The sequence below is a fragment of the Vibrio metoecus genome (assembly GCF_009665255.1).
In the GTDB taxonomy this organism is placed as follows: Bacteria; Pseudomonadota; Gammaproteobacteria; order Enterobacterales; family Vibrionaceae; genus Vibrio; species Vibrio metoecus_B.
Window position 1 is genome coordinate 1,987,639 of the sequence record NZ_CP035686.1, and the last position, 13,458, is coordinate 2,001,096.

Genomic DNA, 13,458 nt, shown 5'->3' on the forward strand with positions numbered 1-13,458 from the left:
AAAATCAACAGAATCTGTGGAGAAAAGAAAAACCTCAGGCTATGCCTGAGGTTTTATATGCACTTTATGGGATATCATTCCCACTCAATCGTTGCTGGCGGCTTACCGGATATGTCATACACTACGCGAGAAATGCCATTCACTTCGTTGATAATGCGGTTGGAAACCTTACCCAAGAACTCATAAGGCAGGTGCGCCCAATGTGCGGTCATAAAGTCGATGGTTTCTACTGCACGCAGTGATACAACCCAATCGTACTTACGGCCATCGCCCATTACACCTACTGAGCGTACTGGTAGGAACACAGTAAACGCTTGAGAAACCTTGTTATACAGATCTGCTGCGTGCAGCTCTTCAATGAAGATCGCATCTGCACGACGCAGTAAATCACAGTACTCTTTCTTGATCTCGCCAAGCACTCGCACACCAAGGCCTGGGCCTGGGAATGGGTGGCGATAAAGCATGTTGTAAGGCAAGCCAAGCTCAAGACCGATCTTGCGTACTTCGTCTTTAAACAGCTCACGCAGTGGCTCAACAAGACCCATTTTCATGTCATCTGGCAACCCACCCACGTTGTGATGAGATTTGATCACATGCGCCTTACCGGTTTTTGAAGCCGCTGATTCAATCACATCTGGATAGATAGTGCCTTGCGCCAACCATTTAGCGTTTTTCAGTTTTTTCGATTCTTCATCAAACACTTCTACAAACACACGCCCGATGGTTTTACGCTTGGCTTCAGGTTCATCAATGCCTTCTAGCGCTTTCAAGAAACGCTCTTCTGCATCCACTTTGATGATGTTTAGGCCAAATTTGTCGCCAAACATATCCATCACTTGCTGGCCTTCGTTCAAACGCAGTAAGCCGTTATCCACGAACACACAAGTCAGGCGATCACCAATCGCGCGGTGAACCAGCATCGCAACCACAGAAGAATCCACACCGCCAGAAAGACCAAGGATCACTTCATCGTTACCCACTTGCTCTTTAATACGCGCAACGGCATCTTCAATGATAGATTCAGACGTCCACAGACGCTCACAGCCACACACGCCAAGAACAAAGTTCTCCAGCATCTGCAAACCGTTTTGGGTATGCGTTACTTCAGGGTGGAACTGCACGCCGTAGTATTTCTTCTCTTCATTCGCCATTGCTGCGTATGGACAAGTGTCTGTTTCACCGATTTTCACGAAATCAGCTGGAATTTCGACCACTTTGTCACCGTGGCTCATCCAAACGTCTTGAGTCAATTCAAGATCTTTAAACAGCGCTGATTCGCCAGAAACTTTCACCTGAGCATAACCAAATTCACGCTCATCAGAGGTCGCGACACGGCCACCTAACTGCTCAGCCATGGTCTGCATGCCGTAGCAAACGCCAAATACTGGCACGCCACTGTCAAACACATATTGTGGGGCACGTGGCGAATTCGCTTCGGTCACGCTTTCAGGGCCACCAGAAAGAATAATGCCATCTGGATTGAATTCGCGAATGTCCGCCTCTTCTACATCCCAGCTCCACAGCTCACAGTACACACCGATTTCGCGCACGCGACGGGCAACCAGCTGGGTATATTGAGATCCGAAATCGAGGATCAGAATTCGTTGGTCATGAATATTCTTAGTCATTGTTTAGCAGTCTTATCAGCCAAGTATTAAAAACAGGAAGTCTTAAAACGGAGGCGAGTCTACTCGCCTCACATTCAGTCATCAAGCATTAAAGCAAACGTTTACGCTTAACCCATACGGTAGTTTGGAGCTTCTTTAGTGATCTGCACGTCATGTACGTGAGACTCTTTCATACCCGCACCAGAAATACGTACAAATTGAGCTTTAGTACGCAAATCTTCTACCGTGGCAGAGCCAGTCAGACCCATACAAGAGCGTAGGCCGCCCATTTGTTGATGGATGATCTCTTTCAGATGACCTTTGTAAGCGATACGGCCTTCGATACCTTCTGGAACCAGCTTGTCTGCCGCGTTATCGGTTTGGAAGTAACGATCTGATGAACCTTTTGACATCGCACCCAGTGAACCCATACCGCGGTAGGCTTTGTAAGAACGGCCTTGGAACAGAATGACTTCGCCCGGTGCTTCTTCAGTACCTGCGAACATAGAGCCCACCATCACACAAGATGCACCAGCAGCAATCGCTTTAGAAATATCGCCAGAGAAACGGATACCGCCGTCTGCGATAACTGGAATACCGAACTCTTCCGCCACGCCAGCCGCATCCGCAATAGCAGTAACTTGAGGAACACCAACACCTGTTACGATACGAGTAGTACAGATAGAGCCAGGGCCAATACCGACTTTCACTGCACTCACGCCCGCTTCAATAAGAGCTCGCGCACCTTCAGCGGTCGCCACATTACCACCAATGATTTCAAGATGTGGATAAGCAGCGCGAGTTTCACGGATACGTTGCAGAACACCTTCTGAGTGGCCGTGAGAAGAGTCGATCAGCAGAACGTCAACGCCCGCTTCAACCAAGGCTTTAACACGCTCTTCGTTGCCTGGAGCAGCGCCAACAGCAGCACCAACACGCAGACGACCTTGGTCATCTTTACATGCATTTGGTTTGCTTTCGGCTTTATGAAAGTCTTTCGCGGTGATCATGCCTTTGAGTTGGAACTCATCATTCACCACCAGAATTTTCTCAACACGCGCTTTGTGCATCTCTTCTTGCACTTCAGCACGGCTTGCGCCTTCTTTTACCGTCGCTAGGCGCTCTTTTGGTGTCATTACTGCGGCAACAGATTTGGTGAGGTCAGTAACGAAACGAACGTCACGGCCAGTGATGATACCAACCAGTTCATTGTTTTCAGTCACAACAGGGAAACCAGCAAAACCGTGGTGGTAAGTCAATTCCATTACATCAGCGATGGTTTGCTCAGGGCGAACCGTCACAGGGTGAGTAACCACACCTGCTTCAAAGATTTTCACTTGGTGAACTTGAGCAGCTTGCTGTTCAATCGACATATTCTTGTGAATAAAGCCAATGCCGCCTTCTTGAGCCAGAGCGATCGCAAGACGTGCTTCCGTGACAGTATCCATAGACGCAGAAACCATAGGAATGTTCAGCGCAATATTTTTGGTCAACCGAGTGCGAAGATCGGCAGTATTTGGAAGAACGGTGGAATGAGCAGGGACGAGTAGAACATCGTCAAAGGTTAGAGCTTCTTTTGCGATTCGTAGCATGTGCAATATCTCACAACAGGAGTGTTAACAACGGAAATCCACTTCATCGTTTCGCGTAACAAAGGGATTTATATTTGATATTGCGGACGGATTATACGCCCGAGGCAATCGGTTGACTACACATTTTTTCATTTTTTATTTGCATTCCACCCCTTGATATGTATTATATTGCGGCTAATTTCCATACCCACGTCTGAGGAATCAGCGTTGTCTTCTTCTCTCGCCAATCGAAATATCTACACCGTTTCCCGTTTAAATTCTGAAGTTCGTTTATTACTGGAAAATGAAATGGGGATTGTCTGGTTGGTGGGCGAAATTTCAAACTTCTCCGCTCCCGTTTCTGGTCACTGGTACCTAACCCTAAAAGACAGCCAAGCGCAGGTTAAATGCGCTATGTTCAAGGGCAATAATCGACTCGTCAATTTCAAGCCACAAAATGGTCAGCAGGTGTTAGTCAAAGCTCGGCTATCGTTATACGAACCGCGTGGTGACTACCAAATCATCCTCGAAAGCATGCAACCTGAAGGTGATGGACGCCTACAACAGCAGTTTGAACAACTGAAGATGCAGCTCGCCGCAGAAGGTTTATTTGCTCAGACGCGTAAAAAGCCACTGCCGGAAAATCCTCGTTGTGTGGGGATTATCACCTCACGTACCGGTGCCGCACTGCATGATATTTTGCACGTACTCAAGCGTCGTGACCCGAATTTACCCGTGGTGATTTACCCCACTCTCGTACAAGGCGAAGATGCCGCTATTCAAATTGCCCAAGCGATTGGTCGTGCAAATTCACGCGCGGAGTGTGATGTGTTGATCGTTGGTCGTGGTGGCGGCTCTTTGGAAGATTTGTGGTGTTTTAACCATGAAATCGTGGCGCGAACCATCGCTGCGAGTGAAATACCGATTATCAGTGCGGTAGGCCATGAAATCGATGTCACCATCGCCGATTTTGTTGCCGATGTTCGCGCCCCAACGCCATCAGCAGCAGCAGAGTTAGTTAGCCGAGATAATCGCCATAAACAGCAAGCCTTGCATCAATGGCAAGCCAAACTCATCGGCGCCATTCGTCATTATTTGGCACTACAACATACGCAATTTGCCCGCTTACAGCACAAGCTCGATAAACAGCACCCACAGACTCGCTTAGAGCGTCAACAGCAGCAACTTGATGAACTCAGCCAGCGTCTTGAGCAAAAGATGCAGCACCGTCTGGCAACTCAGCAGCAGCGTTGGGAGCGCTTAAGCCATAAGATCGAACTCCATTCGCCCATTCACTTGATCCGCCAGCAGCGTTTTAATCTGATCCAGCAAGAACAGCACATGAATCAGTCGATCCAGCACCATTTGATCCAATCACGCCATCGCCTTGCTTTACTCAGTGAGAAGTTGGATGCGGTCAGCCCTCTTGCAACATTAGCACGTGGCTATTCGGTGACACGTACGGCTCAAGGTGAATTAGTTCGTCAAAGCGCCCAAGTGAAACCGGGCGACACTTTGGTCACCCAGTTAATGGACGGTGAGATTATCTCTACTGTGAATCATCGTTAGTCGGCTGAAAGACAAAACGGATTTTTGATTTCGATTTCAGCTCATTACACTGATTACAAAAATAGTTGGCAGCACCACAAGCCTGCAGCTTTTCTAATTCACAGCCACACTCGGGGCAAATCCCCACTTTACGATAATCCACATCGCAAGCAGCACAGTGATACTGACCCGTCCACTCTAGCTCTTGATTGCATTTTGGGCATGGATTGTCCATGACTCTCTCCTTATCGTTTTGCATTGCGTCACATAATCTAGTGCAAAGAGATCATCTGCCATGATCCTTATCACGCCTGATGGGTTTAATGCGCAGCATTTAATCAATACCTGATACTCTTTTAAACAAGATCCTAGCTTGATCATGTGCTCAGAAGGCGTTGATCAGCGATCTGCCCTCAAAAGAACTTTTATATAACCACCCACCGAAAGCATAAGTTACATATCCTGCATTTCAATTTTAAACAGAGTTATAATCTACAAATAAAATCAAAATGCAGAGAAAAAAGAATATACTAAAAAGATCCCTCTAATCATGCAGGTTCTGTGTAAGTTATCGCTTCAATGTACTGTTCATCGACTTGTTTCAGTACCACTTTGATCAAACGAAATGCTTCCAACCCTTTGACATGCGTGCCTCCACAAGGAATACGTGCCGGAGTGCCTTCATGTAAATCACACACCCAGTAGCGAGAATCGGTTAGCATCGGGCCTTCACACTCAATCTGAATTGAACTCGATAACGCTAACCACTGCATAAGCTGTTGGTTAGTTTTTTCCTCTATTAAATCTAAATTTTTTAGCACGTCATCACTATTTAAGCCGCGCTTACGCAGTGTTTTTCCTAATCGATACAGGTCCGTTGAGCAATCTGGGGTTACAAAACTAGAGATTTGAGCATAGCTGTTGAAATCAAAATACCCATGTGGATCTTTACGGTCTGCATCTTTACGCCAGTAGTTCTGAGCCAATACCTTATTCAGAGCTAAGTAAGCAAGATGGCCGGCACTATGGCCTCGGCTCAAACTTGCTTGGTATTGAGCATCCACCACCAATTTAACACTCTCACCCACTTTAAGTGCAGGTGGTATTAGGCTTAGGCGGTGTACAACCACAAATAACCATCCAGCCTCATCTCGTTTTACGGGAATGTCATTTCCCACGTATAAATGGCCCGACGCTTGTTCAATCGCACCCACTAAACAATCAGTAACCTGATATTCGTTATCTTGCCAGATAAGCACACCGCGATCCGCAGGATGGTCTGGCCAAATATGGCTGACTGGGTGAAAAGGGGTTTTATCTGTCACCACATCAACCCCAGCAGAATGGGATTGGCACAGCATAATTTGAGTATCAAGGGTGGTAATCCCTTGTGGAAAAGTGACTTCTGTTGCGCAATAGCTCATGCAATAACAATCCTTTAGAGACAAAAAAGCCCAAGTAAACTTGGGCTTTATAAATTATTTTCTGCGATTTTTCACCATGCTCATCAAGCGTTTACGTTGTCGCTCTTGTGAGAGGGTCATTTTGTTGGTCTTACCTTCAAATGGGTTTTCGCTATTTTGGAACTGGATACGAATCGGGGTACCCATGATTTCTAGCGATTTACGGTAATAGTTCATCAAATAACGCTTGTATGAATCTGGCAGCTCGTTCACTTGGTTACCGTGGATAACGATGATCGGTGGGTTGTAACCACCCGCGTGAGCATATTTCAGTTTCACACGACGACCACGCACCATAGGCGGTTGGTGATCATCGGTGGCCATTTTCATAATGCGTGTCAGAACCGAGGTTCCCACACGAGTGGTTGCAGAGCGATACGCTTCTTGCACCGATTCAAACAAGTGACCTACACCTGTGCCATGCAGTGCAGAGATAAAGTGAATACGTGCAAAATCAACAAAACCAAGACGGCGATCGAGCTCTTTCTTCACGTGTTCTTTAACGTCAAGACTCAGACCATCCCACTTATTCACCGCAATCACGATGGAGCGGCCAGAATTTAGGGCAAAACCAAGCAGGCTAAGATCTTGATCGGAGATGTTCTCACGCGCATCGACCACCAACAGTACCACGTTAGCATCTTCAATTGCTTGTAAGGTTTTGACTACCGAGAACTTCTCAACAGTTTCATTGATACGCTTACGACGACGCACGCCCGCAGTATCAATCAGCACATATTCACGCTCATCACGCTTCATCGGGATGTAGATAGAGTCACGCGTGGTTCCCGGCATATCGTAAACCACCACGCGCTCTTCACCCAGAATGCGGTTAGTCAGTGTCGATTTACCCACGTTTGGACGACCAATGATCGCAAGTTTAATCGGCAGATCTTGCAGACGCTTATATTCCGCTTCCGCTTCTTCTTCGCTGTACTCTAGCTGCTCTTCTTCAGGATCTTCTTCGTTAGTCAGATCTTCAAGCTGAGCTTGCTCAGATTCCATTTGCTCTGCAAACGGATTAAGTGCACGGTCAATCAATGCACCCACACCACGGCCATGCGCGGCGGCGATTTGGTACATCTGCTCCATACCCAACTGCCAGAATTCAGCAGAAGCGGCATCCGCATCGATACCATCCACTTTGTTCACAACCAAAATTGCAGGTTTTTCAATGCGACGCAGATGCTGAGCAATTGCTTCATCTGCAACCGTCAGACCAGCACGACCATCCACCATGAACAGAACCACATCGGCTTCATCAATCGCAGCTAGCGATTGCTGAGCCATTTTGGTTTCAACACCTTCTTCAGAGCCATCAATACCGCCGGTATCGATCACAATAAATTCGTGTTCACCCAATTTAGCTTGGCCGTATTTACGATCACGAGTTAAACCAGGAAAATCCGCAACTAATGCGTCCCGCGTGCGAGTGAGTCGATTAAACAGCGTCGATTTACCGACGTTTGGACGCCCAACAAGAGCAACAACAGGTACCATAACAACCTCTACAAAATGTCATCTTATGTAGTTATAGGTAAACACTCTGTCACAAGCGCTAAATTTTTACCTATAACCACTTTATGTATCACCATAATGGTGGAGTGTAGACCGCTCCCCATAATTGGAGCCGCTAGCAATAAAACGGCTCCTAACTGTTTCCAGCCAGGAGCCGCGTGTGAATCATATCACAGTTTATTGTTGAATCGTCAGCTTCTTTATTTGACCATCACGAGTCACGATAACGTAGCCATCACTCAACACTAATGGCCCGACAGCAAAACCGCTGTCATTAGCCAGTTGCTGAGCAACAAACTCACCGCTATTACGGTCAATCCAGTGCAAGTAGCCTTCGGCATCTCCGACTACCACATAGTCACCAACCATTTTCGGTGCGGTCAGTAAGCGATGTTCTAACTGTGTATTGTTCCAAATTTCTGTTCCGCTGCGTGTATCTACCGCCACCAAATGGTCTTTGTCCGTCACCAAGTAGAGACGGCTTCCATCCGTTGCAAGATCAGTTGCAGAAGAGTAATTACGCTTCCAAACTGGCTGGCCAGAACGTAAATCAATGGCGATGAGTTGACCGTTAAATCCAACGGTAAATAGCGTACCACCTATGACCAAAGGAGATGCATCCACATCCACTAAGCGATCGATTTCTGTCGCTCCCTTTGGCTGACCCACTGGCTGTTGCCAAATCAATTGACCACGTTCGGCAATCGCAGCAGCCAGACGACCACTCGGGGTTCCCCAGAATACGCCACCAGAAACAGCGGTCGGACGGCTGTCACCACGCAGAGTTAAGTTAGGAACTTCGGTGCTGATTGTCCATTTTTGTGCGCCATCTTCTTGATTGAGCGCAATCAGCGCACCACGGCTGGTGTTCACGATAACAATGTTGTTGTCAGCAGCGGGAGCCGCCAGAATTTCACCTTCTACCACAGAGGCCCACAAAGGTTCCCCCGTTTCGGCATCCAATGCATTGACGACACCATTTTCGCTACCAATAAACAACTTACCAAAAGCAGCAGTGATACCACCAGATAAGCGGGCGGATCCATTGACTTCAAGCTCAGTGGTCCAAATCACTTTACCATTTTGAGGATCAAGTGCTTTCACAACACCGTCACGACTCGCCACATACACTTTGTCATAAGCATAATCAGGAGCGAGTTTTGAGAAGTAATGACCAACACCGTTACCAACCGAAGTACTCCATAATGTTTTAGGCGTAAATTCGCTTTTCACAATAGGGAGCGGTGCCATAATCACGTTTTCTTCTTCACTGGCACAACCTGCGAGCAGTGCTAAGACCCCCGCAGCAACCAACACTTGATTGAACAGCTTCTTCATCAGGGAGTGCCCTTACTTGGCCAGATCGTCCAGTTTCATTTGCAAAGTTTGGCTTGCATCATCGGCTTGCTGTGCTTCGGTATAAGCCGCATAAGCACCAGCACTATCGCCTTTACGCATCAGAATGTCGCCACGCAACTCTGCAACTCGACCAGCCCAAGATTTTTCTTGGATATTGCTTAGTTGAGTTAGCGCATCATCAAATTGACTTTGCTCAGCTTGAAGGCGAGCAACTCGGAATGTCAGTAATGGTTTCAAGGCTGGATCTTGCGTCGCACCTTTTGCCCATTCCAACTGAGCCAGAGCCTCATCTAACTGACCCGCATCGACCTGTGCTTTGGCTAACTGCATTGCAGCAAGCACCGCGTATTCAGTTTCTTTATTCGCATCAATAAAGGTTTGGATAGAACTTTCCGCTTCAGCACCTTTGGCAACCAGTGCATCCATCGCTTGACTGTAATTGTGTGAAGCGGCTTCTTGAGCGGCAACCACAGTATCTTGGTAATAACGCCAGCCAAATAGGCCACCTAGGCCGATCACCGCACCAAAGATCACGGCTTTGCCATTCTCTTTCCACCAATCTTTGATCGCTTCAACTTGTTGTTCTTCAGTATCGTAGAGTTCCACTTCCTGTCCTCTTATTTAAAACGTGCTGCGGGAGAATTACGCTAAATGAGCCAATAATTGAGCTACTTCAGCTTGAGCAACAGTGCTCTGTTCACCGCCCGCTAAATCTTTAACTACCACGGTTTGAGTGGCGACTTCGTCTTCACCCAATACCAATGCAATGGCTGCCCCTACTTTATCTGCGCGTTTAAATTGCTTTTTAAAATTTCCCCCACCGAAGTGAGTCATCACGCGCAGACCCGGTACTTGCTCACGCAGTTGCTCAGCGAGTTTCATTCCCGCCATCATAGTGCCTTCACCTGCAGTCACCATGTACACATCGACGCTACGACGAACTTCGGTATTACCCAAGGTTTCCATCATCAGCACTAAACGCTCTAGACCCATAGCAAACCCGACAGCAGGAGTCGGTTTACCGCCCAGTTGCTCAACCAGACCATCATAACGGCCACCGCCACAAACGGTACCTTGAGAACCTAGACTTTCGGTGATCCACTCAAAAACCGTGCGGTTGTAGTAATCAAGGCCGCGTACCAAACGCTGATTAACCGTGTATTCGATGCCTGCGGCATCCAGAAGTTCACACAAACCTGCAAAATGTTGTTTTGATTCCGCATCCAAATAGTCAGACAGCTGTGGGGCATCACCCAAAATCGCCTGTACATCAGGATTTTTTGAATCCAATACACGCAGCGGGTTGGTGTACATACGGCGTTTACAATCTTCATCCAGCACATTTTGGTACTGTTCAAGATATTCAATTAAAGCACTACGGTAATTGGCACGCGCTTCTAGTGAACCAATTGAGTTCAACTCTAAACGAACATGTTCAGTGATACCCAATTCACGCCACAGACGTGCAGTCATCATGATCAGCTCTGCATCCACATCTGGACCATCTAAGCCAAACACTTCCACACCACACTGATGGAATTGGCGATAGCGGCCTTTCTGTGGACGCTCATGGCGGAACATCGGTCCCATGTACCATAGGCGCTGCTCTTGGTTATACAGCAAGCCATTCTCGATACCGGAACGCACACAGCCCGCGGTGCCTTCTGGACGCAGCGTTAAGCTGTCACCATTGCGATCTTCAAAGGTGTACATCTCTTTTTCTACCACATCGGTGACTTCACCAATCGCGCGGCTAAACAGATGAGTCATCTCAACGATAGGCATACGAACTTCACTGTAACCGTAAGCGCTGATTACACTTTTCACCACGCCTTCCACTTTTTGCCAAAGTGGAGACTGGGTTGGGAGGCAATCGTTCATGCCTCGGATTGCTTGAATAGTTTTTGCCACAATTCTTACCGTAATATCGTTGAGATTAATCTTGTTCTATTTGCTGGATATTGATGCGATTTTTTTCGTCCAGTTGTGCCGCTTTAGCGCGAATTTTCGCTTCCAATTGAGCAACCAGATCATCGTTATCAAATCGCTCTTTCTGGCGTACGCCATCTTCATAGAACGCACTTTTCTTATTGCTGCCCGCTAAACCTAAGTGAGAGACTTCAGCCTCACCAGGGCCATTCACCACGCAACCAATGATTGAAACATCCATCGGTGTCAACACATCTTCGAGACGTTGCTCTAGTGCGTTTACTGTGCCAATCACGTCGAATTCCTGACGTGAACAACTTGGACAAGCAATAAAATTGATGCCGCGCGAACGAATGCGCAGCGATTTTAAAATATCGAAGCCGACTTTAATTTCTTCAACCGGATCAGCCGCCAACGAAATACGCAGCGTATCGCCGATACCTTCGGCAAGCAGCATGCCAAGGCCAACAGCCGATTTAACAGAACCAGCACGCGCACCACCTGCTTCGGTAATGCCTAAGTGCAGTGGTTGATCGATTTTCTTCGCCAGTAAGCGATAAGACTCTACGGCTAGGAATACATCGGAGGCTTTTACACTGACTTTAAACTGGTCAAAGTTAAGGCGATCCAGAATATCAACATGACGCATTGCCGACTCAACCAGAGCTTCTGGCGTGGGTTCTCCGTACTTAAGTTGGAGATCTTTTTCCAGTGAACCACCGTTGACCCCGATACGAATTGGAATGCCTTTATCACGTGCACAATCGACAACTGAGCGGATCCGCTCTTCATTACCGATATTGCCGGGGTTGATGCGCAAACAATCCACGCCGTATTCCGCCACTTTCAGAGCAATACGATAATCAAAATGAATATCAGCCACCAAAGGGACTGAAACTTGTTGCTTGATCAATTTGAACGCTTCGGCAGCTTCCATCGTTGGGATAGAAACACGCACAATATCCGCACCCACTTTTTCCAAAGACTTGATCTGCGCAACCGTGGCAGCAACATCTGTGGTTCGAGTATTGGTCATTGACTGTACGGCGATGGGAGCACCATCACCAATAGGAACGTTGCCCACATAGATACGTGTCGAGGGGCGACGCTTGATAGGAGACTCATGTTGCATAGACATTTTTCTAAGGTAGGGTCAATCTTGCTACTTTGCCGGAAGTATAACCAGAAAGGTCGACGGGTTCACTCGCTAATGTGATTGAAACGCCCTCTGGTGCGCCAAGCACCACTTTATAAGGACGTAAACCATTCAAACTAATACTCTGCCCTGCAGTTTTCACCCCAGTTGACAAGGTTTTACCAGTGGCATCTTTCACTTGGATCCAGCAATCGGCCGAAAAGTTCAGCACTAGCGGTGCTGAAACATTTTCACTAGAGCTAACCTCTGGTTCAGCTTGAGCAGGAGTTGTTGATGCGACTTCAGGTTGTACCACAGGAGGAGCGATCGCTGTGACTTCTTCTACAACAGGCGCTTCAGTGATCACTTCAGCTTCATTTGAGCTTGAAGGAGTCTGTTCATTGCCATCCGTTGATTGAGGCTCTTCCATCAGCGGCGTTTCTTCACTCGGCGGCGCGCTATTTTGTAAATCATTCAGTGGTGGAACCGTCGCAAATTCTTCATTAGCGATAGTCTCTTCTTCCACGGGCTGAGCATCCGGCGCGGCGGTCGGCTCAATCACCATCTGTGGGGGAATTAAGCTGTTTTTCTGGCTGTTCTGCCACCACCATAAGGTAGACATCCCGACAATCACGGCAAAAACGACCCAAGTAATGATCATAATGCGTGTATCATGCAGCTGACGTTTGGTTTTCTTAGAAAAACTTTTCATGTCAGGTTGCGTAGGTGGCTGCTGACAGTAACTATCATCAAAAGCACACAAGATATCAGACTCACGAATCCCCACCGCTTTTGCATACGAGCGTAAGTAGCCACGTGTGAACGTTGCGACTTGACCATCTTCAAAACGGTTGTCTTCAATGCTTTGAATAATCGACAGACGTAACCGAAGGCGATCGGCAACTTGGCGCTGAGTCAGCCCCAGATCTTCGCGCTTTTGTTTCAGCAGCGTACCTGGCGCTACTTTTTCGATCACTTGTTCGTTGGTGTCGGTTTGGTTGTGGTCTTGTTGTTCAGTAGTCATCCGTAATTTCAATCTCTTAGTCAGGACTAAGCGGCTTAAGTCGCTCACTTTTATTTTTCATTATAGGTAGTGAGATGACAGCTTAGCTTAATCGGTGCAATCAGTTAGCGCTTAGCTTCGGTATAGCTCAAATCAAGTTTGAGAAATTTGCCCCATTCTAATAGATATTGTTGACTAAACAATAAAGAAATGGCCAATAAATCACAGTTAGTTCAAGGTTTTTCTTCGATTTGACATTTAGAGGCGGCAATTTGTTGCTATGTTAAGCAAAAATAAAGCCAGAGAAACTTCTCTGGCTTATCTG

General features: G+C 47.2%; 11 protein-coding genes. 1 reads left to right on the top strand and 10 read right to left on the bottom strand.

The genetic code is table 11. From position 1 onward, the window contains the following. Positions 1 to 74: 74 nt before the first annotated feature. Together guaA and guaB are read right to left on the bottom strand one after the other, a co-directional pair. Positions 75 to 1,628, bottom strand: coding sequence for a glutamine-hydrolyzing GMP synthase (guaA, locus tag EPB59_RS08995; protein ID WP_000164602.1), 1,554 nt, complete (start codon positions 1,626 to 1,628; stop codon positions 75 to 77). A 107-nt stretch (positions 1,629 to 1,735) separates the two neighbouring features. Next, positions 1,736 to 3,199: an IMP dehydrogenase gene (guaB, locus tag EPB59_RS09000; RefSeq protein ID WP_154172424.1), complete on the bottom strand. Its 1,464-nt coding sequence runs from the start codon at positions 3,197 to 3,199 to the stop codon at positions 1,736 to 1,738. Between the two features lie 207 nt (positions 3,200 to 3,406). Here guaB and xseA point away from each other — a divergent pair, with 207 nt between their 5' ends. Then, positions 3,407 to 4,747, top strand: a complete 1,341-nt coding sequence (xseA, locus tag EPB59_RS09005) for an exodeoxyribonuclease VII large subunit (RefSeq protein ID WP_154172426.1) — start codon at positions 3,407 to 3,409, stop codon at positions 4,745 to 4,747. Here the strand turns inward: xseA and EPB59_RS09010 are convergent. From EPB59_RS09010 to rodZ, 8 genes are all read right to left on the bottom strand, one after another. Next, a complete protein-coding gene (locus tag EPB59_RS09010; RefSeq protein WP_055051538.1) occupies positions 4,728 to 4,961 on the bottom strand; it encodes a zinc ribbon domain-containing protein in 234 nt (77 codons plus the stop codon). The two genes, xseA and EPB59_RS09010, sit on opposite strands and share 20 nt — an antisense overlap. A gap of 313 nt (positions 4,962 to 5,274) precedes the next feature. Continuing rightward, positions 5,275 to 6,150: an alanyl-tRNA editing protein gene (locus EPB59_RS09015; RefSeq protein ID WP_154172428.1), complete on the bottom strand. Its 876-nt coding sequence runs from the start codon at positions 6,148 to 6,150 to the stop codon at positions 5,275 to 5,277. A gap of 54 nt (positions 6,151 to 6,204) precedes the next feature. Then, the gene (gene der / locus EPB59_RS09020; protein ID WP_055028803.1) at positions 6,205 to 7,689 is read right to left on the bottom strand and encodes a ribosome biogenesis GTPase Der; all 1,485 of its coding nucleotides are present in this window, start codon (positions 7,687 to 7,689) and stop codon (positions 6,205 to 6,207) included. 195 nt (positions 7,690 to 7,884) lie between these two features. After that, entirely contained in the window at positions 7,885 to 9,045 is a 1,161-nt protein-coding gene (gene bamB, locus EPB59_RS09025) for an outer membrane protein assembly factor BamB (RefSeq protein ID WP_154172430.1), read from the bottom strand. A 12-nt stretch (positions 9,046 to 9,057) separates the two neighbouring features. Beyond that, positions 9,058 to 9,672: a YfgM family protein gene (locus EPB59_RS09030; protein ID WP_055064820.1), complete on the bottom strand. Its 615-nt coding sequence runs from the start codon at positions 9,670 to 9,672 to the stop codon at positions 9,058 to 9,060. A 36-nt stretch (positions 9,673 to 9,708) separates the two neighbouring features. After that, positions 9,709 to 10,977, bottom strand: coding sequence for a histidine--tRNA ligase (gene hisS / locus EPB59_RS09035; protein WP_154172432.1), 1,269 nt, complete (start codon positions 10,975 to 10,977; stop codon positions 9,709 to 9,711). Between the two features lie 25 nt (positions 10,978 to 11,002). After that, positions 11,003 to 12,127, bottom strand: coding sequence for a flavodoxin-dependent (E)-4-hydroxy-3-methylbut-2-enyl-diphosphate synthase (gene ispG / locus EPB59_RS09040; RefSeq protein ID WP_055033506.1), 1,125 nt, complete (start codon positions 12,125 to 12,127; stop codon positions 11,003 to 11,005). 10 nt (positions 12,128 to 12,137) lie between these two features. Beyond that, complete coding sequence (gene rodZ, locus EPB59_RS09045) at positions 12,138 to 13,154, bottom strand: cytoskeleton protein RodZ (protein WP_154172434.1); 1,017 nt, start codon at positions 13,152 to 13,154, stop codon at positions 12,138 to 12,140. Between the last annotated feature and the right edge of the window lie 304 nt (positions 13,155 to 13,458).